This is a genomic window from Corallococcus sp. bb12-1, assembly GCF_026626765.1.
Lineage (GTDB): Bacteria > Myxococcota > Myxococcia > Myxococcales > Myxococcaceae > Corallococcus > Corallococcus terminator.
Map to the genome: position 1 here is coordinate 220,307 of NZ_JAPNJZ010000003.1, position 25,484 is coordinate 245,790.

General features: G+C 70.6%; 29 protein-coding genes. 3 read left to right on the top strand and 26 right to left on the bottom strand.

Features of this window, described 5'->3' with window-relative positions:
- Positions 1-15: 15 nt before the first annotated feature.
- The 26 genes from OV208_RS08590 to OV208_RS08715 all read right to left on the bottom strand — a co-directional run bounded on the left by OV208_RS08590 (position 16) and on the right by OV208_RS08715 (position 23,073).
- On the bottom strand, positions 16-1,746 hold the full coding sequence (locus OV208_RS08590; RefSeq protein ID WP_267573340.1) for a putative ABC exporter domain-containing protein: 1,731 nt from the start codon (positions 1,744-1,746) through the stop codon (positions 16-18).
- The gene (locus OV208_RS08595) at positions 1,743-2,522 is read right to left on the bottom strand and encodes an ABC transporter ATP-binding protein (protein ID WP_267573341.1); all 780 of its coding nucleotides are present in this window, start codon (positions 2,520-2,522) and stop codon (positions 1,743-1,745) included. The genes OV208_RS08590 and OV208_RS08595 overlap by 4 nt, the downstream gene beginning before the upstream one ends.
- 21 nt (positions 2,523-2,543) lie before the next feature.
- Positions 2,544-2,930, bottom strand: coding sequence for a response regulator (locus OV208_RS08600; protein ID WP_267573342.1), 387 nt, complete (start codon positions 2,928-2,930; stop codon positions 2,544-2,546).
- Between the two features lie 70 nt (positions 2,931-3,000).
- Complete coding sequence (cheB, locus tag OV208_RS08605) at positions 3,001-4,044, bottom strand: chemotaxis-specific protein-glutamate methyltransferase CheB (RefSeq protein WP_267573343.1); 1,044 nt, start codon at positions 4,042-4,044, stop codon at positions 3,001-3,003.
- Entirely contained in the window at positions 4,044-4,916 is an 873-nt protein-coding gene (locus tag OV208_RS08610; protein ID WP_267573344.1) for a CheR family methyltransferase, read from the bottom strand. Before OV208_RS08610 ends, cheB begins: the two co-directional genes overlap by 1 nt.
- Before the next feature lie 13 nt (positions 4,917-4,929).
- Entirely contained in the window at positions 4,930-6,921 is a 1,992-nt protein-coding gene (locus tag OV208_RS08615) for a HEAT repeat domain-containing protein (RefSeq protein ID WP_267573345.1), read from the bottom strand.
- A gap of 114 nt (positions 6,922-7,035) precedes the next feature.
- Positions 7,036-7,563, bottom strand: a complete 528-nt coding sequence (locus OV208_RS08620) for a chemotaxis protein CheW (RefSeq protein ID WP_267573346.1) — start codon at positions 7,561-7,563, stop codon at positions 7,036-7,038.
- Entirely contained in the window at positions 7,560-8,123 is a 564-nt protein-coding gene (locus OV208_RS08625; protein WP_267573347.1) for a chemotaxis protein CheW, read from the bottom strand. The genes OV208_RS08620 and OV208_RS08625 overlap by 4 nt, the downstream gene beginning before the upstream one ends.
- Positions 8,124-8,158: 35 nt before the next feature.
- Positions 8,159-10,492, bottom strand: coding sequence for a chemotaxis protein CheA (locus OV208_RS08630; protein WP_267573348.1), 2,334 nt, complete (start codon positions 10,490-10,492; stop codon positions 8,159-8,161).
- Positions 10,489-10,863 (bottom strand): response regulator, encoded by a 375-nt coding sequence (locus tag OV208_RS08635; RefSeq protein WP_120540517.1) that lies wholly within the window; start codon positions 10,861-10,863, stop codon positions 10,489-10,491. The genes OV208_RS08630 and OV208_RS08635 overlap by 4 nt, the downstream gene beginning before the upstream one ends.
- A gap of 56 nt (positions 10,864-10,919) precedes the next feature.
- Positions 10,920-11,411, bottom strand: a complete 492-nt coding sequence (locus OV208_RS08640) for a M17 family peptidase N-terminal domain-containing protein (RefSeq protein WP_267573349.1) — start codon at positions 11,409-11,411, stop codon at positions 10,920-10,922.
- Complete coding sequence (gene nusB / locus OV208_RS08645) at positions 11,408-11,830, bottom strand: transcription antitermination factor NusB (protein ID WP_267573350.1); 423 nt, start codon at positions 11,828-11,830, stop codon at positions 11,408-11,410. Before nusB ends, OV208_RS08640 begins: the two co-directional genes overlap by 4 nt.
- Before the next feature lie 4 nt (positions 11,831-11,834).
- The gene (gene ribE / locus OV208_RS08650; protein WP_120533836.1) at positions 11,835-12,335 is read right to left on the bottom strand and encodes a 6,7-dimethyl-8-ribityllumazine synthase; all 501 of its coding nucleotides are present in this window, start codon (positions 12,333-12,335) and stop codon (positions 11,835-11,837) included.
- 95 nt (positions 12,336-12,430) lie between these two features.
- Positions 12,431-13,093, bottom strand: a complete 663-nt coding sequence (locus OV208_RS08655; RefSeq protein ID WP_267573351.1) for a riboflavin synthase — start codon at positions 13,091-13,093, stop codon at positions 12,431-12,433.
- 41 nt (positions 13,094-13,134) lie between these two features.
- A complete protein-coding gene (gene ribD / locus OV208_RS08660; RefSeq protein WP_267573352.1) occupies positions 13,135-14,298 on the bottom strand; it encodes a bifunctional diaminohydroxyphosphoribosylaminopyrimidine deaminase/5-amino-6-(5-phosphoribosylamino)uracil reductase RibD in 1,164 nt (387 codons plus the stop codon).
- 10 nt (positions 14,299-14,308) lie between these two features.
- On the bottom strand, positions 14,309-14,812 hold the full coding sequence (gene nrdR, locus OV208_RS08665) for a transcriptional regulator NrdR (protein WP_120540522.1): 504 nt from the start codon (positions 14,810-14,812) through the stop codon (positions 14,309-14,311).
- Positions 14,813-14,822: 10 nt separating this feature from the next.
- On the bottom strand, positions 14,823-16,079 hold the full coding sequence (gene glyA / locus OV208_RS08670) for a serine hydroxymethyltransferase (RefSeq protein ID WP_267573353.1): 1,257 nt from the start codon (positions 16,077-16,079) through the stop codon (positions 14,823-14,825).
- Positions 16,080-16,133: 54 nt separating this feature from the next.
- Complete coding sequence (gene rpiB / locus OV208_RS08675; RefSeq protein WP_267573354.1) at positions 16,134-16,580, bottom strand: ribose 5-phosphate isomerase B; 447 nt, start codon at positions 16,578-16,580, stop codon at positions 16,134-16,136.
- A gap of 96 nt (positions 16,581-16,676) precedes the next feature.
- On the bottom strand, positions 16,677-17,933 hold the full coding sequence (fabF, locus tag OV208_RS08680; RefSeq protein WP_267573355.1) for a beta-ketoacyl-ACP synthase II: 1,257 nt from the start codon (positions 17,931-17,933) through the stop codon (positions 16,677-16,679).
- 88 nt (positions 17,934-18,021) lie between these two features.
- Positions 18,022-18,270, bottom strand: coding sequence for an acyl carrier protein (gene acpP / locus OV208_RS08685; protein WP_120540526.1), 249 nt, complete (start codon positions 18,268-18,270; stop codon positions 18,022-18,024).
- Positions 18,271-18,373: 103 nt separating this feature from the next.
- Positions 18,374-19,123, bottom strand: coding sequence for a 3-oxoacyl-[acyl-carrier-protein] reductase (gene fabG, locus OV208_RS08690; RefSeq protein ID WP_267573356.1), 750 nt, complete (start codon positions 19,121-19,123; stop codon positions 18,374-18,376).
- Positions 19,120-20,058: an ACP S-malonyltransferase gene (fabD, locus tag OV208_RS08695; protein WP_267573357.1), complete on the bottom strand. Its 939-nt coding sequence runs from the start codon at positions 20,056-20,058 to the stop codon at positions 19,120-19,122. The genes fabG and fabD overlap by 4 nt, the downstream gene beginning before the upstream one ends.
- Positions 20,059-20,086: 28 nt before the next feature.
- Complete coding sequence (locus OV208_RS08700; RefSeq protein WP_267573358.1) at positions 20,087-21,094, bottom strand: beta-ketoacyl-ACP synthase III; 1,008 nt, start codon at positions 21,092-21,094, stop codon at positions 20,087-20,089.
- 51 nt (positions 21,095-21,145) lie between these two features.
- Positions 21,146-22,207, bottom strand: coding sequence for a phosphate acyltransferase PlsX (gene plsX, locus OV208_RS08705; RefSeq protein WP_267573439.1), 1,062 nt, complete (start codon positions 22,205-22,207; stop codon positions 21,146-21,148).
- A gap of 20 nt (positions 22,208-22,227) precedes the next feature.
- The gene (rpmF, locus tag OV208_RS08710; protein WP_267573359.1) at positions 22,228-22,416 is read right to left on the bottom strand and encodes a 50S ribosomal protein L32; all 189 of its coding nucleotides are present in this window, start codon (positions 22,414-22,416) and stop codon (positions 22,228-22,230) included.
- A 57-nt stretch (positions 22,417-22,473) separates the two neighbouring features.
- Positions 22,474-23,073 carry a YceD family protein gene (locus OV208_RS08715; RefSeq protein WP_267573360.1) on the bottom strand — a complete coding sequence of 200 codons (600 nt, stop codon included), beginning with the start codon at positions 23,071-23,073 and terminating at the stop codon, positions 22,474-22,476.
- A 165-nt stretch (positions 23,074-23,238) separates the two neighbouring features.
- Between OV208_RS08715 and OV208_RS08720 the strand changes: the two genes are divergently transcribed.
- From OV208_RS08720 to OV208_RS08730, 3 genes are all read left to right on the top strand, one after another.
- On the top strand, positions 23,239-24,165 hold the full coding sequence (locus OV208_RS08720) for a hypothetical protein (protein ID WP_267573361.1): 927 nt from the start codon (positions 23,239-23,241) through the stop codon (positions 24,163-24,165).
- A complete protein-coding gene (locus OV208_RS08725; RefSeq protein ID WP_267573362.1) occupies positions 24,162-24,665 on the top strand; it encodes a hypothetical protein in 504 nt (167 codons plus the stop codon). Before OV208_RS08720 ends, OV208_RS08725 begins: the two co-directional genes overlap by 4 nt.
- A 130-nt stretch (positions 24,666-24,795) precedes the next feature.
- The gene (locus OV208_RS08730) at positions 24,796-25,476 is read left to right on the top strand and encodes a response regulator (protein WP_267573363.1); all 681 of its coding nucleotides are present in this window, start codon (positions 24,796-24,798) and stop codon (positions 25,474-25,476) included.
- Positions 25,477-25,484 lie beyond the last annotated feature (8 nt).

The window sequence follows — 25,484 nt, forward strand, 5'->3', positions numbered from 1 at the left end:
CCTTCGTGCTCGCGTTCAACCTTCGTTCGACTGCTCCTCGGACACGTCCAGCCGTTCGAAGGCGCGGCCCAGGACGGCGACGCCCAGCGCCACCTCCGCGAAGAGTGCCCCCGCCGCCACCAGCCCCGCGAGCGGTACCGCCCAGCGGCCCACGACAGTGAACAACGGATAGCCCACGAGGAGGGCCACCACCGCGGCAGGCAACAGTCCCAGGAACGTCACCACCAGCGTGCCCACCAGCGTGAGCAGCCGCTGGCCCAGGGCCTCCACGCCACGCGCCCGCTCCGAGTCCGCCGGAATCCACGCGGGCAGCAGCACCACCGCCGCGTTCTGCACCAGCAGCCCCGCGAGCCCCAGCGCCGGCAACACCGACAGCAGGCCCAGCACCACCGGCGTGGACCACGGCGCGAGCGTTTCGTCGTCCGTGCCCACGCCCAGCACCAGCGCCACCAGCAACATCACCCACTGCACCGCGCCCAGCGTCAGCGCCGACGCCGCCAGCTCCGCGCCCACCACCTGGCGCCCCGTGAGCGGCAGTGCGCGCAGCAGCTCCAGCTTCGGCAGGTCCATGCGCAGGTCGGTCCGGAACGCGCTCGGGCCGATGACCGCCATCGCCACCGCGACCATCAGGCTCATGGGGCCCAGGAGCTCCCGCGTGTTGGAGAACATCCGCGTGTCGTTCAGCACCAGCGCCACCAGCGCGCCTATCAACACGAAGCCCAGCAGCATCACCAACCCACCGCCCAGGCGCTTGCGGGCGATGAGGTTCTTCCACACGAGCGCCACCTCCGGACGCCCCCGGGCCTTGAGCATGAAGGGCACCCGCCCCACGCGGATGTTCCCGCCGCGCGCGGACCGGTTGCCCCGACGGGCCTGCTCGCGCGTCCGCGCATCCGCCCCGGCCACCGCCGAGTCCTCGAAGGGCGTCTCCACCGCCAGCACCCAGGCGTAGTGCGCCGCGAGCAACGCGAGTGACGCGGGCAGGTAGCGCAGGAAGTCCTGGGTGCCGCGCGCCATGGAGGGGGCCACCAGCGCACGGCCCGGCCACAGCACCGCCCGGGTGCCGGGCGCGTTCAGCACGTCGCGCAACCACTCACGCACGGCGTAGGGGGCGCCCGCGTTCGCTGGCCACGGATGCGCCTCCAACGTCGTCACCAGCGTCCCCATCACCGCCACGAGGACCAGCCCCACCACCGTCCAGCGCACGACGCTGCCCCACCGCCCCCGGGACACCAGCCACGCGCGCACGAAGGACGCCGCGGTGCCGTGCAGGTACAGCGTCCCCATGGCCAGCGCGGCGCCCAGGAAGAAGAGCTCCGGATGGGGACTGGTGAAGCGTCCCACGAAGACCGTCGCCGCCAGCGCCGCCAGCGCCGCGCTCAAGAGGCCTCGCAGCAGCTTGTAGTGCAGGAGCGCCTTGCGCGTGACGGGCGCGGGGAAGAGGTACTGCACCTCCGTCTGCGTGAAGGACAGCGCTGGCCGGTCCGCGCCCAGCACCCACGCCGTCACCAGCGTGCCCAGCACCGACACCTCCAGCGAGAACTCCGCGAACATCCGCGCGTTCGGGGACACCCCACGGCCTGTGCCCTGCACGAACACGCTGCGGCCCACGAGCGAATACAGGTACGCGGCGCCCACCAGCGCGCCCAGCAGGTAGCGCGGACGCTTCAGCCGCTGCACCTGACGCACCAGCCGGTTGCGCCAGGTCCGCACCCACAGGAACGCCACCGCCCGCGAAAAGCTCACGTGGCCCCAGGCCCCGGCCCGGCCGCGCCCGACTCCTCCGACGCCGCGCTGGTGATGCGCACGAACAGCTCCTCCAGCGACGCGCCGTCGCCTTCCCCACCGGCCAGCTGCTCGCGAATCTCCGGCAGCGTTCCCAGCGCCACCGCGCGGCCTCCAGCGATGATGAGCAGCCGGTGGCACAGCTCCTCCACCAGCGGGAGCAGGTGCGAGGACAGCACCAGCGCGGTGCCCTCCTCCGCGCGCCGCTTGAGCGAGGCCTTCATCCGCCGGATACCCAGCGGATCCAACCCCGTCAGCGGTTCGTCCAGCAGGATGAGCCGGGGCTGGTGCAGGAAGCCGCACGCGATGGACAGCTTCTGCTTCATGCCCCGCGACAGCTCGCCCGGCAGCGACTTCTCCCGGCCCGTCAGCTCCATCTCCTCCAGCAGCGCGCGCCCCCGCTCCTCCCAGTCCTCCACGCCGTAGAGGCGCGCGGTGAAGTTCAGGTGCTCCCAGACAGTGAGGTACTCGAAGAAGCGCGGCTCATCTGGAAGGAAGGCCAGCGCCCGCTTCGCCTCCACCGGCGCCAGCGCCAGGTCGTGCCCCGCCACCCGCACGCGCCCTACGGACGGAGGCAGGATGCCGGCGAGGCAGCGCAGCGTGGACGTCTTGCCCGCGCCGTTGGGTCCCACGAGGCCCAGCACCTCACCGGGCGCCACCTGGAACGTCAGCCCCCGCACCGCCTGCACCGCGCCGTACGTCTTCTGCAAACCCTCGACGTCCAGCGCCGGTTCCATGCGTGCGTGGGCCCCAGAAGCTCAGTCGAGCTTCAGCAGTTCCTTCACCGTCTCCAACACCACCCGGGCCTGCACGGGCTTCACCAGGTAGGCGCTCGCGCCCAGGGCCATGGCCCGCGCCCGGTCCGCCTCCGCGCCCTCCGTCGTCACGACGATGATGGGCACGCCCCGGTGCTCCGGCGCCTTGCGGATGTGGCTGATGAGCTTCAGCCCGTCCATCAGCGGCATGTTGATGTCCGTCAGCACCAGGTCGAAGCGGCCCTGGGTGGTGAGCATCTTCAGCCCCGCCACCCCGTCCTCGGCCTCGATGCAGACGACGCCCGTGAGCCGCTGGAGCGCGTACATGATGCTGCGGCGCATGGCCTGCGAGTCGTCCACCACCAGCGCGCGGATCTGCTGCTCCGACATGCCCGACAGCCTAGCACCCGCGCGCGGCCCGTCCCGGGTTTGTGCGGGGGCCTGTCCGGCAACCACCGATTCACTGCCCGGACGACTGCCTCCGCCGCCGCACCAGCGCCGCCAGCTCCGTCCCCATGGAGTCCAGGGGCAGCACCCGCGTCACCGCCCCGGTGGCGATGGCCTCCTTGGGCATGCCGAACACCACCGCCGTGTCCTCGGATTCGGCCCAGGACTCTCCGCCCTCGCGCCGCACGTAGCGCACGCCCTGCGCCCCATCCGCGCCCATGCCCGTCAGCACCACCGCCACCGCGCGGGAGCCCAGCACCTCCGCCGCGCTCTCGAAGAGCCGGTCCACCGACGGCGCGTACTTGTCCGCGGGCACCGGCCCCGGCGTGCGCAGCTCCATCCGTCCCCCGCGCTCCGTCAGCACCAGGTGCCGTCCGCCCGGCGCGATGTAGACGTGGCCCGGCGCCACCACGTCGCCGTCGCACGCCTCCGTCACGGTGAAGGGGCCGATGCGATCCAACCGCTCCGCGAAGGCCCGGGTGAACTGCGAGGGCATGTGCTGGCTCACCAGCACGCTCACCGTGGGTTCACTGGCCAGGCCCTCCAATATCCGCTGCACCGCCGGAGGCCCGCCCGTGGACGCACCCACCGCGATGACCTGGGGCGCATCCCCCGACAGGACGGCGGTGCGCAGCGCGGCCCCGTGGCGTCCCCCCGACTTCACATGGCGGGCCGCGAACACCTTGTCCAACAGCTCGCGCCGAAGAATCTCCAGCGCCTCCGGCGTGCTCCGGGGCGGCTTGGCGATGAAGTCGAACGCGCCCAGCTCCAGCGCCTTGAACACGTCCGACTTGTGCGAGTAGCTGGAGATGACGATGACGGGCGTGGGCGCGGCGCGCATCAAAAGCCGCAGGAAGGTGTGGCCTCCCAGCCTGGGCATCTCCAAGTCCAACGTCACCACGTCGGGCTTCAGGTCCAGGACCTTCTTGAGCCCCTCCTCGCCATCCCCCGCCCAGTCCAACACCATCACCTCGTTGGACGACTCCAGGAGCGTGGTGAGCGTGCGGCGGTTGGTGGCCGAATCGTCGATGACGAGCACCGTGAGCGGTTGTCCCATCAGCGGCCCTCCCCGTGCGGCAGCTCCGGCCGGCGGTACACGAGGTCGCCCTTCAAGTGCACCAGTTCGAAGTCAGCGCCCAGGCTGAGCAGGTTCTCCGCGTGGCCCAGCAGCAGGTAGCCCCCGGGGCAGAGCCGATCGCGGATGACGCCCAGCACCCGGCGCCGCATGACCTGGTCGAAGTAGATCATCACGTTGCGGCAGAAGACGACGTCGGTGCGCGGCACCAGCTGGCTCGTCGCTTCGTCCGCCAGGTTGTGGTGGCCGAAGCTCACCCACGCCCTCACGTCGTCGCGCACGCGCACGCGGTTCACCCCCGCGGGCACGAAGAAGCGCTCCAGCAATTCCGGCGGCGTCGCGCGCAGGGCGCTGGGCCCGTATTCGGCGCGGCGGGCCACCGCCAGCACCCGGCGCGACAGGTCCGTGCCGTGCACCTCCACGTCCCAGTCGTCGAAGCGGCCGCTGTCCTTCAGCAGCATCGCCACGGTGTACGCCTCCTCGCCGGAGGAACACCCCGCCGACCACAGCCGCAGCCGCCGGGTGCGCGCGTTCTTCTTCTCCAACAGCGGGAGCAGCTCCTCGCAGAAGGCCTTGAGCTGCGCGGGTTCGCGGAAGAAGTACGTCTCGTGGGTGGTGAGGGATTCGACGGCCGCTTCCAGCTCCGCGATGCGCTGGGCGTCGTAGCGCAGGTAGCGGTGGTAGGCGCCGAAGTCCGTGAGCCCCAGCGCCTCCAGCCGGGGCCACAACCTCCGCTCCATCACGAACTTCATGTCCTCGTGGATGAGGATGCCGCAATGGGCATAGACGTGGTCGCGCAGAAGCCTGAACTCCTCCAGCGTCATCTCCGGACGGCCTTCGTCGAAGCGTGGCATGCGCGGCCTTCCCTCAACGCCCCGACAACAGTGCCACCGCGTCCACCAACGCCTTGCGGGCCAGCGCGTCGTGCTCCACCGCCAGTGCCTGCTGGAGCACGGGCAGGCATTCGGGCCGTCCCAGGTCTCCCAGCACCCGAGCCGCCGCCGCCCTCACGTCCCACCGGGGATGCCCCACCAGCGACACCGCCAGCGCCGCGCCGTCCGCCGCGCCGTCCGCCGACGTCAGGGCCGCCAGCGCCGCCTTCACCACCTCCGTGTCGGGATGGCCCAGCGCATCCCACAGCATGCCCGCGCCCACCTTGCCCAGCTTCGCCAGGGCGCGCACCGCCAGCACCGCGAGCGCACCGTCGCCATGGCGCACCAGCGCTTCCAGGTCCAACGCGCGCTCCGTGGCGCCGCCCACGCCCACCGCCTCCACCGCGGCCAGCCGCACGGCGCGGTCCTCGTCCTTCAGCGCGAGCCCCAGGAAGTTGCCGGCCTCCCTCCCGCCCTGTCGTCCCATCGCCCGCACGGCCGCGATGCGCACCGGTGCGGACTCGTCCGCAAGCGCGCCCCGCGCCAGCTCCAGGCCCGCCTCGCCACTCACCCGGCTCGCCGCCTCCACCGCCGCCGCGCGCCAGGGGGCGTCCACGTCGCGCGCCAGCCGCCGCAACAGGGGCAGCACCTGCACGCCGCCCAGCCGTCCCAGCACCGCGACCGCCACGGGCGTGGTGCGCTGCTCCACCGCCGTCTCCAGCGCGGCCAGGGCCGCCAGCGGATGCACCGCGATGAGCTGATCCAATGCTCGCGTCGCCGTGCCCGACAGCGACGCATCCGCGAGCAGGCCCACCAGGGGCAGCAGCGCCTCCGGAGAGCGCGTGCGACCCAAGGCCCGCACCACCACCGCGCGCAGGTCGTCCTCCGCCCACTCCAGGAGCGCGCACAGCTCCGGCACCGACGTCGCGTCCACCAGCAGCACCAGCGCCTCCGCCGCCACCGTGCGCGCGGGCAGCGACAGCGCGCCCATGTTGTTCAGCAGCAGCCGGCGCCCCTCCGTGCCCAGTTGCCCCAGCGTGAAGAGCACCTCGCGCAGCAGCCGGTCCTCGCGCGCCACCTCCGCCACCGCCAACGCCAGCGACGCTTCGCCCAACGCCCCGGCGGCCACCAGCGCTCCGGCGCGGATCCGCACGTCCTCCACGTCCAGCGCCTGCGCCACCCGCTCCGTCATCTCCGGGGTGTGGGCCAGCACCGAGCGCGCCACGGCATCCAGTTCGTTGCGCTCATAGGGACCCAGGCCCGTCGCCTGCGTGCCCAGCGCGACGAGGGCCGCCTCGCGCACCGAACGCACCGACGAGGCCAGGGCGCGGCAGATGCGCTCGGTGGACGCGCCCGGAGGGCAGAGTCCCAGCAGGCGCAGCGCGCTGCGCTGCAGGAGCGGTTCTTCCACCAGCGCCATCACCCGGGCGGTGGACGGAGCCTTGCGCAGCGCCGCCAGTCCCTCCAGCGCGGCCAGCCGGAGCAGCGACGTGTCCGCGTCCAGCAGCGCCTCCAGCGCCCGCACCGCGGCCTCGCCACCGATGCGCCCCAGCGCCTCGGCCGCGGACACGCGCACGTTGAGGTCCACGTCGGAGAGCGAGCGCAGGATGACGTCCTCCACCTCCGTGCGGCCCAGCTGCCCCAGGATGTCCACCGCGAGCTTGCGCTGATCCGGATCCTCGTGTTCCAGCAATTGCACCAGCGGTCGCAGCGCCACCGTGCCCATGCCGGCCAGCGCCTCCGCCGCCGCGTTGCGCGCGCCCGTCTCGCCGCGCTCGCCCAGCACGGAGATGAGCCGCGTCACGACGCCTTCCGCGTCCGGCAGGCGCCGCAGCCCTTCCGCCGCCGCGTGCCGCACGCGCCAGCTCTCGTCATGCAGTCCCTCGGTGAAGGTCTCCAGGGCCCCGGGCGCGCGGGGATCCACGACCTGCAGGGCCCGGTACCGGGCCTCCTCCTGTGCCGCGAGGGACTGCACCGCGTCGCTCATCCGCCGTACCCTCCCGGGGGCAAAGCCTGCGTGAGCCCCCATCCTGCCCGAAGAACCCCGGGGTGTAGATCCCCACCGCCATCCGAACGTCGACACGGGACGAAAGCGCCGGGCTCAACCCGCCGTCGGCCCCCGTGATTCACGGTCCAGCTCCGCGCGCAGGAGCGCCTTCAGGTCCAACAGCAGCCGGAGCCGCTCCGGCGGCCCACACACGCCCACGACGAAGGGCGTGCGGCCCGCGGCCATCAGCGCGGGCGCGGGCTTGATGTCGCCCTTGCGGATGCGCAGCACCTCCGCGACCCGGTCCACCCGCACCGCCACGCGCCGCGTCCCCAACCGGCACACGAGCAGCCGCGTGCGCTTCGTCTCCGGAGCCACCTGCCCCAACAGGCGCCGCCGCAGGTCCACCACGGGCAGCATGGAGCCCCTGAGGTGCAGCACGCCCTCCACGAAGGCGGGGGCATGGGGAATGGGGATGACGCGCTGGGGCGGGAGGATCTCCTCCACGCGCATGATGTCCAGCACGTACTCCTCGTTGCCCACGAAGAAGGCGCACAGCTGCACTTCCAGTTCGTGCGCCGGGGCGTCGTCGGCCGTCACGCCGCGCGGACGGCGGGCCATCAGGTTCACGGGGTCCGTCATGGGGCGAGCGCCTGCTCCGGATCCAACAGGATGTAGAGCTGCGAGCCCTTGCGGCCCAGCCCCGCCACGCAGTCACGGTCGCCGCGAAGCCCCGCGGGCGACAGCTCCACCATGGACGGCTTGAGTCGCACCACGCCCGCCACCGAATCCACCCAGACGCCCGCGGGCCCGGCATCCGTCTTGAGCACCAGGATGCGCGCGGCCCGGGGCGGAAGGCCCGCGTCCGGCCCCGCCACCAGCGGCGGCGCGTCCGCCAGCCGCAGCCGCAGCTTGATGTCGTAGACGGGCAGCAGCTCCCCGCGCAGGTTCATCACGCCCAGCAGCTCCGGCTCCGAGCGCGGAATCTCCGTGAGCAGCGGCACCTTGCAGATCTCCCGCACGGTGAGGATGGGCACCGCGTAGCACTCGGCCTCCAGGCGGAAGGCCAGGTACTCCGTGGGCTCCTCCTCCGGGACGCGCGAGGCCAGTCCGTCGCTGCCCGCGGCGAAGTCCATGAGGCCGCTGACGTCCTCGTCCGGGCGGTAGAAGAACGCGTCGAGCAGGGCTTCGAAACGGGACACGCTCCGGAAGATAGCAGCCCCCCGGCACGGGTGCCTCAGGCGCGGCGTCGCTCCTGCGCGATGCCCTCTTCCAGCAATTCCGCGACATCCAGCACCAGCACCGTCCGCCGGTTGCCCAGGTCGGTGGCGCCAGAGATGCCCTTGACGCCACTCAACCGTCCGCCCAGTGGCTTGGTGACGATGTCCTGCTGGCCGAACAGTTCGTCCACCGCGATGCCCAGCCGCTGCTGCGCCAGGCCCACCACCACGACGAAGTGGCGGTTCACCTCGCGCTCCGGCAGGAGGAACAGCCGCCCCAGCCGCAGGAAGGGCAGCGTCTGCCCGCGCAAGTCCAACACCTCGCGGCGCTCCACCGTGCGGATGTCCTGGGGCTGCACGGAGAGGATTTCGAGCACGCTGTTGAGCGGCACCGCGTAGGTGCGGCCACTGACGCCCACCACCAGCGCGCGCACGATGGCCAGCGTCACCGGCAGCGTCAGGTGGAAGGCCGTGCCCTTCCCGCGCTCGCTCCACACGTCGATGATGCCGGAGAGGTTGCCCAGGTTGTTCTTCACCACGTCCAGGCCCACGCCGCGTCCGGACAGCGCGCTGACGCTGGAGCGGGTGGAGAAGCCCGGCAGGAAGATGAGGTTGAGCAGCTCGCGCCGCGTCATCTCGCTGATCTGCGACGCGGTGACGAGCCCCCGGGAGAGGGCCACCTCACGCACTCGCGACTCGTCGATGCCGGAGCCGTCGTCGCTCACGCTGATGAGGACGTGGTTGCCCTTCTGCTCGGCCCGGAGCCGGAGCAGCGCGCGCCGGGGCTTGCCCACGGACAGCCGCGCCTCCGGCCCCTCCGCGCCATGGTCGATGGCGTTGCGGATGAGGTGCATCAGTGGATCGCTCAGCTCCTCGACGATGAGCTTGTCCAGCTCCACCTCGCCGCCGGTGCTGACGAAGTCGATCTCCTTGCCCGCCTCGCGAGCGATGCGCCGCACCAGCCGCGCCAGCTTGTCGAACACCTGGCCCACCGGGACCATGCGCGCTTCGAGCAGGCCCTCCTGCAGCGCCTCCAGCTTGCGCTCCAACTGCCGCGTCTCCCGCGACAGCTCCTGGCCGAACAGCTTCGACAGCGCCACCGTCCCGTCCTGCCGGGACGTCTCCGCCAGCCGCTGGAGGTTCGCCTTGATGAGCAGCAGTTCGCCCACCATGTTGATGAGCCCGTCCAGCCGGCCGATGTCCACGCGCACCGTCTGCGTGAGCGAGCGCAGCGACGTCTCTTCCGGACGGGGACGCCCCGCGGGCACCGGCGCGGACGCGGCGGACTGGAGCCCGAGCGTCGTGGCCGAAGGGCTCTCCACCGCCCGCATGCGCGGAGGGCTTCCCGAAGGCAGGGCCGTGACGCCGGACGACAGCGCCCCGGTCAGCGCGGTGCCTGGCCCCGATGTCGCGGTGGCCGCCGGCAACAGAGGCCGTGTCGCGCCTGCCTCCAGCGCCAGCGGCTGGGAGCGCGGCCCCTTCTTCTTGCGCTTCGCACGGGGCGCGGTGACCGGCCCGGTGTCCGGGCTTTCGGGAGGCGGGGGCGCCGCGTCCGGCGACCGGGGCAGGTCGAAGGCGGGGCCATCCTCACCGTCCTGCGGCGGGCGCACCGCCAGCGGTTCCAGCTCCGCAGGCGTGCCCTGGAGGCCCGCCTCCAACTCCTGGGCGGACACCTTCGCGCCGAAGATGAGGTCGAACGCGATGCCAGCGGCGCCACCGGGGCGCGAGGAGGGCAGCGTGCTGATGACCTCGCCCAGGGGCTTGAGCCGCGCGTTGAGGTCCGCGAGTCCCTTGTCGAAGTCGGAGAGGTCGAACGCGGCGCGCACCCGCCACAGCGCCACCCCGCGCCGCACGTTCTCGCGCAGCCGGTGCTCTTCGTATTCGGTGAAGACGGCGCGCACGGAGGCGTCCAGCTCCAGCCGCTCCAGCGGATCCTCTTCCACGACGGGCGGCGGCGAACCCATGCGCGCCAGCCGGTCCTCCATGGCCCGCGTGCGCCGGGTGAGGTCCTCGCCCTCCTCGCCCCGCGACGTCTCCCCGAGCAGCGACTGGAAGGTGTCCAGCGCGTCCACCAGCGCGTCCAGCACCTGGTCGTCCAGCGTCAGCCGGCCCAGCCTGAGGCGGTCGAGCAGGTCCTCCGCCGCGTGCGCGAGCTGGGTGATGCGCTCCTGGCCGAAGAGCCCCGACAGGCCCTTGAGCGAGTGCGCCGCGCGGAAGATGCCGTTGATGTGCTCCGGATCCGCCTCCTGGTCGCGGGCCTCGTCGAGCGCGAGCAAGTCCCTTCCCAGCGCGTCGAGGATCTCCGTGGCCTCGGCGACGAACTCCGCCAGCGCCTTGCCTCCGGGCGTCAAAGCGGCTTCAGGAAGCGCCGCAGGAGCGCCTCCAGGTCCTCCGGCTGGAACGGCTTCACCAGGTAGCCCGCAGCCCCCAGCGCCATCCCCCGGGTGCGGTCCTGTTCACGCCCCTCCGTGGTGATGATGATGAGCGGCACGTCCCGGTAGTTGGGGTTCTTCTTGACGAAGTTGATGAGTTCCAGCCCGTTGATGTCGGGCATGTTGATGTCGGTGATGATGAGGTCGAAGCGCTGACGGGGCAGCAGCTTCAGCGCCTCGAAGCCGCTGGCGGTGGCGACGGCCTCGATGCCGTCCACGGACTCCACGGCCGCGGCGATGTGCTCGCGCGACACCTTGGAGTCCTCGACAATCAGCACCTTGAACTTCATCGCGCGCACGCCTCGGAGGTCGGATGCTAGCAGAACCCCCGCCCGGACGCAGGACGTCACCCCTTGCGGGATGACAGCGACCCGACAAGCCCCTTGTCCGCGAGCAGGGACACCCGGGCGCCCTTGAAGGCCGGCAGGAACTGCTTCTGGTACGCCTCGGCCCGCGCCGAGTCGCTCAGGCCCGCGCTCCCGGGGACCTCCAGCGCCACCGACTCCACCTTCGCGCGGCTCAACACCTTCGCCGCTCCGGACAGGGCCTCGCCCAGCGCGGCCGCGTCCAGGCGCTTTCGCGACCCCAGGCCCACCACGAAGATGCGCGGCACGGAGAACTTCCCGTCCGAGGGCAACAGGAGCCAGTCGTCCTTCACGCCGGTGAAGAAGCCACCCTGGAGCACCCGGGACAGGACGCCGCACAGCCGCCAGTCCACGTAGCCCGCGGTGGAAGGCAGGGGGCGGTCGTCCTCGGCCACGAAGAGGCACAGGGCGTCCACCCCGGCCAGCGCGTCCAGGCCCTCCAGGCCCACGTCCAGGGTGGTCGTCTGGCTCACGGCTTCCCGAGCGCCACCGCGACGCGGTCCAGGAGGCCGTTGACGAAGGCGCTCGACTCCTCCGTCCCGAAGTTCTTCCCCAGCTCCACCGCCTCGTTGATGGTCACCTTGCGGGGGATGTCCGGGCGGTACTTCAATTCGAAGATGCCCAGCCGCAGCACGTTCCGGTCGATGCGGGACATGCGATCCAGCCGCCAGTTGTGGCTGTGGCGTTCGATGAGCGCGTCGATCTCCTCGCGGTGGGCTTGCACCCCGTCGACGAGCTCCTTGGCGAACTTCACCGCGTCCGGCTCCGGCTTGCCGTCATCCGCGGAGGCGGCCCACGCCGAATCCAGGGCATCCCGGGCGGCGCCCTGGGCCATGTCCAACTGAAAGAGCGCCTGCAACGCCCGCTCCCGTGCCGTTCTGCGCGCGCCCATGCGGTCAGCCCTTCCGTTCGGCGGCGGTCATCCGCGCGAAGAGATTGACCATCTCGATGCAGGCCACCGCGGCCTCCGCGCCCTTGTTGCCCGCCTTCACGCCCGCACGGTCGATGGCCTGCTCCACGGTATCGCACGTGAGGACGCCGAACGTCACCGCCGCCGGCTTCGGACCCGCCGCCGCGCTGAACGCCACCGAACCCACGCCCTTGGCGCACTCGCCCGCCACGTAGTCGAAGTGGGGGGTGCCGCCGCGAATCACCGCGCCCAGGATGACGAGGCCCGCGTACTGGCCGCCTTCCGCCACGCGCCGGGTGAGGCCGGGCAGCTCATACGTGCCGGGGCAGCGGTACACGTCGATGGCGTCGTCCTTCACGCCATGACGCACCAGCGTGTCCACGGCGCCCTTCAGCAGCTCCTCCGTGATGAAGCTGTTGAACCGGGACACGCAGATGGCGAACCGGCCCTGGGGGGGGAGGAAATCCCCTTCGAAATAGCGAGGCATGGCGCGCTCCTTACACCACCCCGCCCCCCGGCGTCTGCACGCGGTTTGCCGCACCGCGCCCTGCATGGGCTCCCCCCTGGAATCCGGGGCATTCCCTACCCGCGCGGGGTGAAGCCCGCCGCCCGGACCACGGCCTCCGTCAGGCCGCCGCCCTGGCCAGCCTCCGGGGCGCCCCTGAGGGCAAACAGCCGGGCCACGTACTTGCCGATGAGGTCGCCCTCCAGGTTCACCTGGGCGCCGGGGCCCTTGGCGTGCAGCGTGGTGCGCTCCTGGGTCTCCGGAATGAGCTGCACCCGGAAGCGGTCCGCCTCCACCGCGTTCACCGTGAGGCTGATGCCGTCGATGGTCACCGAGCCCTTGTCGATGAAGCAGGGCGCCAGCTCCGGGGGCAGCCGGAACACCATCACCCACGAGCCCCCTTCCGCGAAGGTCTCCAGCACCTCGCTGACGGCGTCCACGTGGCCCGACACCAGGTGGCCTCCCAGCCGGTCCCCCAGCGCCAGGGCCCGCTCCAGGTTCACCTTGTCCCCCGAGCGCCGGGCGCCCAGCGTGGTGCGCCGCAGCGTCTCCGGCGCGGCCTGCACGCGGAAGGTGTCCCCACCCTTCTCCACGACGGTGAGGCACGCGCCGTCCACGGCGATGGATTCCCCCAGCGCGAACGCTTCCGCGCCCAGCGAGGTCCGAATCCACACGTCCGTCATGCCCCCGGGGACGATGCGGGTGATGGTGCCAGTGTCCTGGATGAGGCCGGTGAACATGGCCGGATTCTATAACGGGAGCGCGAGGCCAGTGCTGGCCTTCAGAGCAGGGCGCGCAAGAGGACGTCGTCGCCCACCTTCTCCACCTTCAGGTCCTTCACCGCCAGGGCCTGGGCCATGTCCTTCACGCCCAGCTCGCCCGCCCACGACAGGCCCCCGGCCCCCACCAGCTTGGGCGCGAGGAACAGGTCGAGCGAATCCGCCAGGCGCTCGCGAATCAGCGTGCCGTACAGGCCCGCGCCGCCCTCCACCAGCACGTGGTTGAGCCCCTCCTTCGCGATGCGGCGCAGGACGGCCTTCAGGTCCACGCGGTCCTGCTTCGCGCGCACATGCCAGACCTCCACGCCCTGCGCCAGGAAGCGCCGCGCCTTGCGCCCATCCGGGTCCTCCAGCGTGGCGATGATGGTGCGCGCCGGGCTGCGCTGGGTGAAGACGGTGTGCGTCGGGGACAGCTTGAGGTGCGAGTCCACCACCACGCGCACGGGGTCCTTGCCTCCACCGCCGGGCAGCCGGGTGGTGAGGCGGGGGTCGTCCAGCCGCACGGTGTTCGCGCCCACCAGGATGGCGTCCACCTGGTCGCGCAGCTTGTGCACCCATTCGAGCGCGGGCGCTCCCGTCACCCACTGCGAGCTCCCATTCGACGCGGCCAGCTTCCCGTCCAGCGTCGATGCGGCCTTGAGCGTCACCCACGGCAGGCCGGTGCGCATGACCTTGAAGAAGGGCCGGTTGAGCGCGTCCGCCTCCGCCTTGAGGACGTGCGTCACCACCGCCACGCCGCCGCGTTTGAGCCGGTTGAGGCCCTTGCCGCTCACCAGGGGGTTGGGGTCCGACGACGCGCTGAACACGCGCCGCACGCCGGCCTCCAGCACCGCGAGGCTGCACGGCGGGGTGCGCCCGTAGTGGTCGCACGGCTCCAGCGTCGTGTAGAGGTCCGCGCCCCGCGCCTTGGAGCCGGCGGCCTCCAGCGCCACCACCTCCGCGTGCGCCGTGCCGGCCTTCTTGTGGTGGCCGCGCGCGATGATGCGCCCGCCCTTCACCAGCACCGCCCCGACGACGGGGTTGGGGCTGGTGCGGCCCAGGCCCTTGGCGGCCTCCTCCAGCGCGATGCGCATGAAGAACTCGGCCACCGCATGGTCGAAGTCCGCCGCGCGTTTCGCCCGGGGCGTCTTCGCCGCCTGCAACCGTCCCCGCGTGAGCAAGCGCATACCGCCCTTCCTAACCGTCCTTGGGCGGAGTCGAAGGCGGCTTCACCTTGCGCTCGCGCTCCTGGTCCTCGAGCAAATCTTTCAGCTCGTGCATGAACTCGGAGATGTCCCGGAAGCTGCGGTACACGGACGCGAAGCGCACGTACGCCACCTCATCCAGTTGCTGCAACCGCCGCATCACGTGCTCACCAATGGAGGACGAGGGCACTTCCTTCTCCCCCATCCCCTGGAGCATCCGCTCGATGTCCTCCACCGTCTGTTCCAACTGCGCGGCGGACACCGGGCGCTTCTCGCAGGCCTTCTTCAGGCCGTTGAGCATCTTCTCCCGGTCGAAGGCCTCGCGCCGCCCGTCCTTCTTCACGATGAGCGGGTAGAGCTCCTCCACCCGCTCGTACGTGGTGAAGCGGCGCTTGCAGGCCAGGCACTCGCGCCGCCGTCGGATGACGGAGCCCTCATGCGACTCTCGCGAGTCGATGACCTTGTTCTCCGCGTCCTGACAGAAGGGGCAGCGCACGGGGGGCGGGTTACTTCAACCGCGAGGCGTACAGCGGGAAGCCCTGGGCCAGGTCCTTCACCTGGCCGCGCACCCGCGCGAGCCCGGCGTCGTCCTGCGCATGGTCCAACGCCTCACCGATGAGCTTGCCCACCACCGCCATCTCCTTCTCGCGCATGCCGCGCGTGGTGATGGCCGGCGTGCCCACCCGAACGCCGGAGGTCACCATCGGCTTCTCCGGGTCGAAGGGGATCATGTTCTTGTTCACGGTGATGCCCGCCTTGTTGAGCACCTCCTCCGCGACCTTGCCGGTGAGCTTCTTGGAGCGCAGGTCCACCAGCATCAGGTGGTTGTCCGTGCCGCCCGAGCACAGCCGCAGGCCCGCGGACTTCAGCGCCTCCGCCAGCGCCTGCGCGTTGGCGACGATCTGCTTCTGGTAGGCCTTGAACTCCGGCGTCAGCGCTTCCTTGAAGGCCACCGCCTTGCCCGCGATGGCGTGCATCAGCGGCCCGCCCTGGATGCCAGGGAAGATCTGACTGTTGATGCTCTTGGCGAAGGCTTCCTTGCTGAGCACCATGCCGCCGCGCGGCCCCCGCAGCGTCTTGTGCGTGGTGGTGGTGACGATTTCAGCGAAGGGCACCGGCGACGGGTGCACGCCCGCGGCGACGAGGCCCGCGATGTGGGCCATGTCCACCAGCATGGAGGCGCCCACCTTGTCGGCGATCTCCCGGAACTTCGCGAAGTCGAGCGTGCGCGGATAGGCGCTCGCGCCCACCACCAGCACCTTGGGCTTGTGCTCCAGCGCCAGCGCCTCCACCTGCGCGAAGTCGATGGTCTCCGTCTCGCGCGTCAGGCCGTAGTGGACGACCTTGTAGAGCTTGCCGGAGAAGTTGAACGCCGCGCCGTGGGTGAGGTGGCCGCCGGAGTTCAGGTCCAGCGACAGCATGGTGTCGCCCGTCTTCATGAGGGCCATGAAGGCGCCCATGTTGGCCTGGCTGCCAGAGTGCGCCTGCACGTTCACCGCGTCCGCGCCGAACAGCTCCTTCGCGCGGTTGATGGCCAGCGTCTCCGCGACGTCCACCACCTCGCAGCCGCCGTAGTAGCGCTTGCCGGGGTAGCCTTCGGCGTACTTGTTGGTGAGCACCGAGCCCACCGCCTCCATCACCGCCGGGCTGACGAAGTTCTCCGAGGCGATGAGCTCCAGCCCCTCTTCCTGACGCTCGGTCTCCTGTCGGAGCACCTGGGCGATTTCAGGGTCCACCTGGGCCAGCGTGCGGGTGTTCTCCATGGGGTGCCTCCTGGCGACGAACGGGGACAGCATTGGGGACGACGTCGGGCTGCTTCAGCGCTGCTGGGCTTCGACGTCGCGAATCTTCTGGACGCGCTTCTCGTGACGGCCGCCCTCGAAGGCGGTGTCGAGGAAGGCCTCGAGGATGCCACGCGCCACGCCCGCGCCGACCACGCGCTGGCCCAGGCACAGGACGTTGGCATCGTTGTGCGCGCGGGTCATCCGCGCCTCGAATTCGGTGGTGCAGAGGGCCGCTCGCACGCCCCGGTGCTTGTTGGCCACGATGCTCATGCCAATGCCGGTGCCGCACACCAGCACGCCCAGCGTACCGGCCTCCGCGACCACCGCGCTCGCCACCTGGGAGGCGAAGTCCGGGTAGTCCACGGACTCACGGGAGTGGGGCCCCAGGTCGTCGAACGCGGCGCCGCGCTCCTTCAGGAGGGCGACCAGTTCCTGGCGCAGTTCGAGTCCCGCGTGGTCGGAGGCGAGGATGACTTTCACGGCCGGACTCCGAAGCGGCGCCCGCTCGAAGGGCGGGGCCTGGAAGGAAAGGCCCCTGCCCGCCGCCCCGTCACGGGAGCAGCGGGCCGGAAGCCATCAGGCGAAGCGCTTGAACACCAGCACCGCGTTGGTGCCACCGAAGCCGAACGAGTTGCTCATGACCGCGTCCACCCGGGCCTCGCGCGCCGTGTTGGGCACGTAGTCCAGGTCGCAGTCGGGGTCCGGCGTCGTCTGGTTGATGGTGGGGGGCAGCACGTTGTGCGTCAGCACCCGCACGCTCACCACCGCCTCCGCGCCACCCGCCGCGCCGAGCATGTGGCCCGTCATCGACTTGGTGGAGGACACCGCCAGCTTGCGGGCGTGGTCGCCGAACACGGCCTTGAGGGCCTTGGTCTCGTTGGCGTCGTTGAACTGCGTGGAGGTGCCGTGGGCGTTGATGTAGCCCACCTCCTCCGGCCGCATGCCCGCGGACTGGAGCGCCAGCCGCATGCAGCGCGCCGCGCCCTCGCCCTCCGGGGCCGGCTGGGTGACATGGTACGCGTCGGAGTTGGCGCCGTAGCCCACGATCTCCGCGAGGATGTTGGCGCCGCGCTTCTTCGCCGCCTCCATCTCCTCCAGCACGACGATGCCCGCGCCCTCGCCCATGACGAACCCGTCGCGGTCCTTGTCGAACGGACGGCTGGCGCCCGCGGGGTCGTCGTTGCGCGTGGACAGGGCCTTCATCACGGAGAAGCCGCCCATGCCCAGGGGCGTGATGGCCGCTTCCGCGCCGCCTGCGATGGCCGCGTCCGTCTCACCCAGGCGGATGGACTTCCACGCCTCACCGATGGCGTGGGCGCTGGTGGCGCACGCGGACACCGGGGCCCAGTTGGGGCCCTTGCAGTTGAAGCGCATGGAGATGAGCCCAGGCGCCATGTTGACGATCATCTGGATGATGAAGAAGGGAGACAGCCGGTCGAACCCCTTCTCCAGCCCCTTGCGGTGCTGCTCCTCAAGGGAGGAGATGCCCCCGATGCCGGAGCCCACGATGACGCCCACGCGCTCCGGGTTGTAGCCGTGGGGCGCGTCCGGGCCGATGGGCAGGCCCGACTCCTTCACCGCCATGTCGGCCGCGGCCATCGCGTACTGGGCGAACAGGTCCATCCGGCGCACTTCACGCCGGTCGATGAACTGCTCGGGCTGGAAGTCCTTCACCTCGCCCGCGATGCGCGCGTCGAGCTTCCCCAGTTCAAAACGGGTGATCGTACCGATCCCGGATTGGCCGGCCAGCAGCGCCTGCCAGTTCTTCTCGGTGCCGGTGCCCAGCGCGGAAATCATGCCGGTGCCGGTGATGACGACTCGACGGTTTGACACTTGTCCTCTCCACTGACCGCGGACCGCGATGGGACCGGAGCGCCGGTGAAGCGCGCCCCCGTGGCCCCGACACTGCTGGATGCCGCGGCTACTTCTTGTGGGTCTTCACGTAGTTGATGGCGTCGCCGACGGTCTTGATGTTCTCCGCCTCGTCGTCGGGGATCTCGACCTCGAACTCCTCTTCCATCGCCATGACCAGCTCGACGATGTCGAGGCTGTCCGCGCCCAGGTCCTCGATGAAGGAGGCCTCGGGCTTGATCTCGTCCTCTCCCACGCCGAGCTGGTCGGCGATGATGGACTTGATCTTGGCTTCGACGTTCACGGTGGCAGTCGTCATTATTGTAAATCCTCCAGCGGCCAGGTCGGACCCGGCTTGACTCACAGGCTGTCTCAAAGGCCGGCGCGGTATATCCCACGCCCGGCGGCAATCCAACCTTGGCTTACATGTACATGCCGCCGTTGACCTTCAGGACCTCGCCGGTGATGTAGGACGCCGCATCACTCGCAAGGAACACCACCGCCCCGGCGACCTCTTCCGGGTTGCCCAGGCGGGCGAGCGGGATGCCCCCCACCATCTTCTGGCGCAGCTCGTCGTCCAGATGGGACGTCATGTCCGTCGCGATGAAGCCCGGGGACACGGCATTGACCCGGATGTTGCGGCTGGCCAGCTCCTTGGCGACCGACTTGGTCATGCCGATAAGCCCCGCCTTGGCCGCCGAGTAGGCGGACTGCCCCGGGTTGCCCATCTCCCCCACCACGGAGGTGATGTTGATGATGGCCCCGCTCCGCTGCTTCATCATCGGGCGGCTGGCGGCGCGAATCAGCGCGAAAGGACCCCGGAGGTTGGCATCCAGCTGCTTGTCCCAGTCCTCATCCTTGACGCGCATGACCAGGCCGTCCACCGCCAGGCCCGCGTTGTTCACCAGCACGTCCAGGCGCCCGTGCGTCTTGATGACGCCGTCCACTGCGCCCGCGCACGCGGCGGTGTCCAGCAGGTCGAAGCGGATGGCCTCCGCCTTGGCGCCCGCCTGCTGGAGCATGCCCACGGTCTCCTGGGCGGCGGCCTCGTTGCCCACGTAGCTGATGACCACCGTGGACGTGCCCGCCTTCGCGAAGGCCAGCGCGACTGCCCGGCCGATGCCGCGCGAGCCGCCCGTGACCAGCACCACCTTCTCGTTGAAGCCGCTCATGCTGCCCCCAACGCGGCGAGCACCTTCTCCAGGGTCGCGGCGTTCTCGACGTTGAACGATTCGATGTCCTTGGTGATGCGCTTGATGAGGCCGCCCAACACCTTGCCCGGCCCCAGCTCCACCACGTGCGTGACGCCGTTGGCCTTCAGCGTCTCCACGCACTCAATCCAGCGCACCGGCGCGCTCACCTGCGCGAGCAGCAGCGGGACCACGCGCGAGGCGTCCGAATTGGGCGTGGCCTCCACGTTGCTCACCACCGGCACCCGCGGCGCGAGGATGCGCACGCCCGCGAGCACCTCCGCGAGCTTCGGCTTCACCGGATCCATCAGCGCGCAGTGGAAGGGCGCGGAGACGGGCAGCGGCATCACGCGCTTGGCCCCGGCCTCCTTGCACTTGAGGCCCGCGCGCTCCACCGCGGCCTTGTGGCCGGCGATGACGGTCTGCTCGGGCGAGTTGTAGTTTGCGGGCGAGACGATCTCCCCTTCCGCCGCGGCGTCGCAGGCGGCCTTCACCGCGTCCGGCGCGAGGCCCAGGATGGCCGCCATGGCGCCCACGTCCGCGGGCACCGCCTCCTGCATGAACGTGCCGCGAGCGCGCACCGCCCGCGCCGCGTCGCGCAGGTCCAGGGAGCCCGCGGCCACCAGCGCGGAGTATTCCCCCAGCGAGTGGCCCGCGACGAAGAGCGGGGCCGGGCCGCGCGCCTTGAACACCGCGTGCACCGCGGCCGACACCGTGAGGATGGCGGGCTGGGTGGTGGCGGTGAGCTTCAGCGCGTCTTCCGGGCCGTTGAAGCAGGTGGAGGAGAGCTTCTCGCCGAGCGCGTCGTCCACGGCGTCGAAGACGGCGCGCGCTTCGGGGAACTGCTCGTAGAGGTCCTTGCCCATCCCCACGGCCTGACTGCCCTGCCCGGGAAACACGAACGCGACCTTCGCCATGTTGCGGTCCTTCCTTGTGTCGTCCTGCCTACCAGCGCACCACCGCGCTGCCCCACGCCATGCCCGCGCCAATGGCCATCATCGCGATGACGTCACCGCGCTTGAGGCGGCCAGCGCGCTGCGCCTCGTCCAGCGACATGGGCAGCGAGGCGGACGACGTGTTGCCGTACTTGTGCAGGTTGAGCCAGCATTTTTCGCGCGGGATTTCCAGACGCTGCAGCACGGCTTCCAGGATGCGCAGGTTGGCCTGATGCGCGATGACGTGGTCCACCTGCCCCGGATTCATCCCGTGGGACCCCAACGAAGCCTGGGTGGATTCCACCAGCGCACGCACGGCGAAGCGGAACACCTCCTTCCCGTTCATCTTGAGCTTGTGAAGATTTGCATCCACGTTGTCCGCGGTGACGGGGGTGCGCGAGCCGCCCGCGGGGATGCAGAGGAGGTCGGCCATCGAACCATCGGTGCGCAGGCAGGTGGAGAGGATGCCGCGGGGCGCCATGGCCTCCGGGCCGTCGTCCGAAGCAGACCCTGGGCCCAGCACCATCGCGCCCGCGCCGTCCCCGAAGAGGACGCAGGTGTTGCGGTCGCTCCAGTCCACCGCGCGGGTGAGCAACTCCGCGCCCACGACGAGCGCCCGCTTCACCTGCCCCGTGCGCACGAATTGATCCGCCACGCTCAGGGCATAGAGGGCCCCGGCGCACGCGGCGGACACGTCGAAGGCGAACGCGCGGCGGGCCCCCAGCTTCGCCTGCACCAGCGCGGCGCACGACGGCATGGGCATGTCCGGAGTGACGGTGCCCACGACGATGAGGTCCAGTTCCTCTGGCTCCACGCCCGCCATCTGGAGCGCATGGCGGGACGCCTGCACGGCCAGGTCGCTCGTCGCCTCGTCCGGCGCGGCCTGACGGCGCTCCTGGATGCCGGTCCGCTCGCGGATCCACGTATCGGACGTGTCGACGAGCTGCTCCAGGTCCTGGTTGGTCAGGACACGGGCAGGAGCATAGGAACCGGTACCGAGGATCTGGGTGCGTGACACGGGTTTCTCCGATGGAAGCGCCGTCGGCGCCCATCCCCCGGGCCACGCGCGCTAATCAGGAACCTCTTCCGTCTCCGCCTTCCTTCCCCGGGTGTGGGGAGGAAGCCAGGAGGCGGCATTGGCGATGCAGCGCGTCAGCTCCTCCTGCACCCCCGCGCGCACGTGCTGGAGCGCGGTGACGAGCGCGTTGTGGATGGCGCGAGGGGACGACCGGCCGTGCGCGACGATGCCCACCCCCTGGAGCCCCAGGAGCGGCGCGCCGCCATATTCGGCGTAGTCCATGACGCGGCGCAGGCCCGCGAGGGTGGGCTTGAGCAACAGCGCGCCCAGCTTCTCTGGCAGGCCACCGCGTTTTTCGATCGCCGAGCGCAGCAGGCCGGTGATGCCCATGCCCACGCCCTCGGACGTCTTGAGGACGATGTTGCCGGTGAAGCCGTCGGTGACGACGACGTCCACGTCCCCGGAGAACAGGTCCTTGCCCTCCACATAGCCCACGAAGTCCAGGTCCGAGCGCCGCAGGAGCGCGCTGGCGTCCCGCGTCAACTGCGTGCCCTTGGAGGCTTCCTCGCCGTTGGAGAGCACCGCCACGCGGGGACGCTGCACGCCCAGGCGGGTGCGCAGGTAGGCCTCGCCAAGCACGGCGAACTGGGCCAGGTGCGAGGGGCGGCAGTCCACGTTGGCGCCCGCGTCCAGCAGCAGGCAGCGGCCGTTGCCCTTGAGGGCCGGGAACAGGGCCGCGATGGCCGGACGCTCCACGCCGGGAATCCGACCGAGCGTCAACATGCCACCGGCCATCACCGCGCCAGAGTTGCCGGCGGAGACCAGGGCGGACGCCTCCCCTTGCCGAACGAGCGCGAAGCCCACCCGGAGCGAGGAGTCCCGCTTGCGTCGGAACGCAGCGGTTGCGGGGTCGTCCATCTCCACCACTTCCGACGCGTGGTGGAGCTGGACGTTGGCAGGAGCACCGGCGCGCTCCAATACGGGGCGTACACGCGTAGCGTCCCCGACCAGCACGAGTTCGTGCCCGGGATACGCTCGCGCGAACAGCACGCCCCCTTCCACGACGGCGTCAGGGGCGTGGTCGCCACCCATCGCGTCGAGGACGAGCCGCACCGGCGTCATCCGCCTTTCAACTACTCCGCGGCGGTCGCGATGACTTCACGGCCCCCGTAGTTGCCACAGGCCGCGCAGGCGCGGTGCGGCATCACGGGCTCCTTGCACTTGGTGCACTTGATGACCTGCACGGCGAACCGCAGGTTGTTGTTGCCCGCCCGACGACGGTCCCGGCGCATCTTCGACGTCCGCTTCTTGGGAACTCCCACGACTCACCTCGGCATGGACCCGTCCCCCCTCGCGACCTGCGAGGGGCATAGGGACCGTCAGTTCAGCTTGATGTTCATCAGCGGCGACAGTCGAGGGTCGGAGACCTTCGGCGTGCATCCGCACTTCTTATCATTGAGGTTCTGGCCGCACTGCGAGCAGAGCCCCTGGCAGTCTTCACGGCAGACCGCGTTCATCGGCAGGGCGAGCAATACCTGTTCTCGGACGATCGGATCCAGATCGATCTTCTTTCCGTCGAACACCTGCTCATCCGTATCGTTGATGGCGAAGGTGCCGCCCGACTCACCCTGGGCGCGCTCCTTCTTCTCCATCACCTTCTCGTCGTCGTCCTTGAAGTCATCGCCCCGGGCCAGGGACTCGGGCACCAGATTGATGGTGAAGGACACCGGGATGGACATCTTCACGTCGGTGATGCAGCGCTTGCAGGGGGCGTTCACGTCGAGCGTGAAGCTGCCCTGCAGCAGCACACCGCCGCTGAGCTTGCGCAGGAAGGCATGGAGCGTGGACGGCTGGGTGGCCTGGAAGCCGGTGTCATGACCCGACGCCGCGCCACCCAGGACGTCCGACAGGAGCCCAAGAGCGATGGGCTCGTCGAGCTTCAGCCCCGCATCTTTGATTTGTTCAATCTTTACGAGCATCTACGAGGCGTCCCATCCAAAAGGGCGCGCAACATAGAGGGAGTCCCCCCGTCAGTCAACACGCCGGATTTTCACCCTGGTCCCGGGACGGTGCCACCGCCCCGGATGGGCGCCGGCCTTCGTCGCGTGGATCCCTTCAACAGCGCTCTGGTAGGTTTACTTCTGATGCGCACCCCCGCCCGACGCTGGCGGGGCGCACTCTGCGTCGCGGGACTCGGGCTGACGCTCGCCCTGCCGGCGCAGGCCCGTGTGCCCCTTCCCCCGCCTCCCCTCTTCCAGCTGGGACCGGCCAGTCCCGCCATCGCCGAGGCGCGCGAGCTGTTGGAGGCCGGCCGCTTCAAGGAAACGCTGGACGTGGTGCAGCGCGGGCTGGATGCCCCCGACGTCACGGACGACGAGCTGGTGGAGCTCTACCGCCTGCAGGGCCTCACCGCCCTCTACGTGGGGGACGAGGCCCTGGCGCGAGGCGCCTACGAGAAGCTGCTCCAGGCCCGGCCGGACTTCGAGCTGACCCGCTCCGCGCCCCCCAAGATTCGCGCCCTGTTCGCGAAGCTGAAGGACGACCTGAAGAACCGCCGCGTCCTCCCCGTCACCCTGGAGGTGGACCCCATCCCGGACCCCGCCCCCGGAGAAACGGTCCAGGTGGAGGCCACGCTGCGCGACATGGCGCTGGGCGCTCGGGCGCGCCTGTTCTACCGGCGCGCGGGGGCCCAGGGCTTCTCGTCGGTGGACTTCGTTCGCGACCGCTCCCAGCCGGAGCGCTACCGCGCCGTGCTGCCCTCCTACGAGCTGCCCGTGGAGAGCACCTCCTATGAAGTGGAGTACTACTTCGAGGTCGTGGACGCGGCGCAGCGCCGTCTGGCCGGACGTGGGGACCCGTTCCATCCCCTCCTCTTCCAGGTGGTCTCCCGGAACGCTCCGGCCGCCACGCTGACCGAAGGCCAGGGACGCCCCTGGTACAAGAGCCCCTGGGTCTGGGTGGCCGTGGGCGCGGTGGCCATTGGCGGCACCGCGGGCGTGGTCGCCCTCACCTCCTCCGAGGACCGGGGCCGGGTTCCCATCACCATCCGCGTGGAGGACGCCCTCCCATGAGACACCAAAGAAGCTTGTGCCTGCTGCTGGGCTGGGGTGCCCTGCTCGCGGGCTGTGGGCCGGACGCCGCTCCGGACACCCTGCCCGTGGGACTGGAGATCACCTTGAGCCGCGCCGTCGCCAGTCAGGTGGGCGCCTACCAGGTGGCCGTGCTGAAGGACGGCGCGAAGCGCCACTGCACGGAGCTGCAACGCACCTGCCTGTCAGCCCAGGTGGAGTCGGGCGCGCTGCTGGAGCTGAAGGACGCGGACGGCAAGTCGGGGCGCACGCTGCGCTTTCCCTCCGCGCCCGGAGGCGCGGCGATGGAGCTGGCCGTGGACGTGCCGGTGGGGCGCGACTACGCGCTCGTCATCGAGGCCCTGTCCGCCGACACGCCGACTCGCTTCCTGGGCAGCTCCTGCAACTACCTGCGCGAGGTGAACGCCGGTCGCAACGCGGCGCTGGTGGCGGCGCCCATCGAGCTGACCGAACAGGCGTGTGATCCGGTGTTCTCGCGCTGAGGCCTCCTGCCCCTTCCAGGGGGAAGCGGGCAGGCATGGTGCGCGGATGTCACATGGTTGTCCCCAGCGGGCCGAAACCAATCTGTTACGGGACGCCACGCATTCCATCCCCCTCGCGGGAGCAACCTTCATGGCGCGCATCCTCATCATCGAGGACGAGCAGGACCTGGCCGGGCTCGTCGAATACAACCTCCGCGCGGCGGGCTTCGAGACCGACACGGCGAACACCGGCGCCGGGGGCCTGGCTCGGGCCCGGGCACAACCTCCGGACCTGGTGCTGTTGGACCTGATGCTGCCCGACGTGGCAGGCGGTGAGGTCCTCCGCATGCTCAAGAACGACGCGGAGCTCAAGAAGGCCGCGGTCGTCATCGTCAGCGCCAAGGGCCAGGAGGCCGACCGCATCCAGGGTCTGGAGCTGGGCGCGGACGACTACGTGGTGAAGCCCTTCTCCGTGCGCGAGCTGCTGTTGCGCGTGAAGGCCGTGCTGCGCCGCGCGGACGCGGAGGAAGGCCCCGCCGCGGTGCTGGGCGCGGGCGACATCAGCCTGGACACGTCCCGCCACCAGGTGCGCGTCAAGGGCGAGGAGGTGGTGCTCACCGCGCTGGAGTTCCGCCTGCTGCGCACCCTGCTGGAGCGCATGGACCGGGTGCAGACGCGCGAGGTGCTGCTCTCCGATGTCTGGGGCATCCAGGCGGAGATCCACACCCGCACCGTGGACACACACATCAAGCGGCTGCGCGAGAAGCTGGGCCCCGCGGGCGACATCATCGAGACCGTGCGCGGCGTGGGCTACAAGCTCAGCCCTCCCTGAAACGGCCC

What these genes read in the sequence shown, in the direction of transcription:
- fabD (WP_267573357.1), bottom strand. Translation starts at nt 20,058, where the DNA reads ATGGCGAAGGTCGCGTTCGTGTTTCCCGGGCAGGGCAGTCAGGCCGTG.
- OV208_RS08635 (WP_120540517.1), bottom strand. Translation starts at nt 10,863, where the DNA reads ATGAAGTTCAAGGTGCTGATTGTCGAGGACTCCAAGGTGTCGCGCGAG.
- ribE (WP_120533836.1), bottom strand. Translation starts at nt 12,335, where the DNA reads ATGCCTCGCTATTTCGAAGGGGATTTCCTCCCCCCCCAGGGCCGGTTC.
- acpP (WP_120540526.1), bottom strand. Translation starts at nt 18,270, where the DNA reads ATGACGACTGCCACCGTGAACGTCGAAGCCAAGATCAAGTCCATCATC.
- OV208_RS08610 (WP_267573344.1), bottom strand. Translation starts at nt 4,916, where the DNA reads ATGCCACGCTTCGACGAAGGCCGTCCGGAGATGACGCTGGAGGAGTTC.
- cheB (WP_267573343.1), bottom strand. Translation starts at nt 4,044, where the DNA reads ATGGGACAACCGCTCACGGTGCTCGTCATCGACGATTCGGCCACCAAC.
- OV208_RS08720 (WP_267573361.1), top strand. Translation starts at nt 23,239, where the DNA reads ATGCGCACCCCCGCCCGACGCTGGCGGGGCGCACTCTGCGTCGCGGGA.
- OV208_RS08615 (WP_267573345.1), bottom strand. Translation starts at nt 6,921, where the DNA reads ATGAGCGACGCGGTGCAGTCCCTCGCGGCACAGGAGGAGGCCCGGTAC.
- fabG (WP_267573356.1), bottom strand. Translation starts at nt 19,123, where the DNA reads ATGAGCGGCTTCAACGAGAAGGTGGTGCTGGTCACGGGCGGCTCGCGC.
- OV208_RS08600 (WP_267573342.1), bottom strand. Translation starts at nt 2,930, where the DNA reads ATGTCGGAGCAGCAGATCCGCGCGCTGGTGGTGGACGACTCGCAGGCC.
- ribD (WP_267573352.1), bottom strand. Translation starts at nt 14,298, where the DNA reads ATGCGCTTGCTCACGCGGGGACGGTTGCAGGCGGCGAAGACGCCCCGG.
- nusB (WP_267573350.1), bottom strand. Translation starts at nt 11,830, where the DNA reads ATGGGCGCGCGCAGAACGGCACGGGAGCGGGCGTTGCAGGCGCTCTTT.
- OV208_RS08655 (WP_267573351.1), bottom strand. Translation starts at nt 13,093, where the DNA reads ATGTTCACCGGCCTCATCCAGGACACTGGCACCATCACCCGCATCGTC.
- OV208_RS08595 (WP_267573341.1), bottom strand. Translation starts at nt 2,522, where the DNA reads ATGGAACCGGCGCTGGACGTCGAGGGTTTGCAGAAGACGTACGGCGCG.
- OV208_RS08730 (WP_267573363.1), top strand. Translation starts at nt 24,796, where the DNA reads ATGGCGCGCATCCTCATCATCGAGGACGAGCAGGACCTGGCCGGGCTC.
- OV208_RS08725 (WP_267573362.1), top strand. Translation starts at nt 24,162, where the DNA reads ATGAGACACCAAAGAAGCTTGTGCCTGCTGCTGGGCTGGGGTGCCCTG.
- glyA (WP_267573353.1), bottom strand. Translation starts at nt 16,079, where the DNA reads ATGGAGAACACCCGCACGCTGGCCCAGGTGGACCCTGAAATCGCCCAG.
- OV208_RS08715 (WP_267573360.1), bottom strand. Translation starts at nt 23,073, where the DNA reads ATGCTCGTAAAGATTGAACAAATCAAAGATGCGGGGCTGAAGCTCGAC.
- OV208_RS08620 (WP_267573346.1), bottom strand. Translation starts at nt 7,563, where the DNA reads ATGACGGACCCCGTGAACCTGATGGCCCGCCGTCCGCGCGGCGTGACG.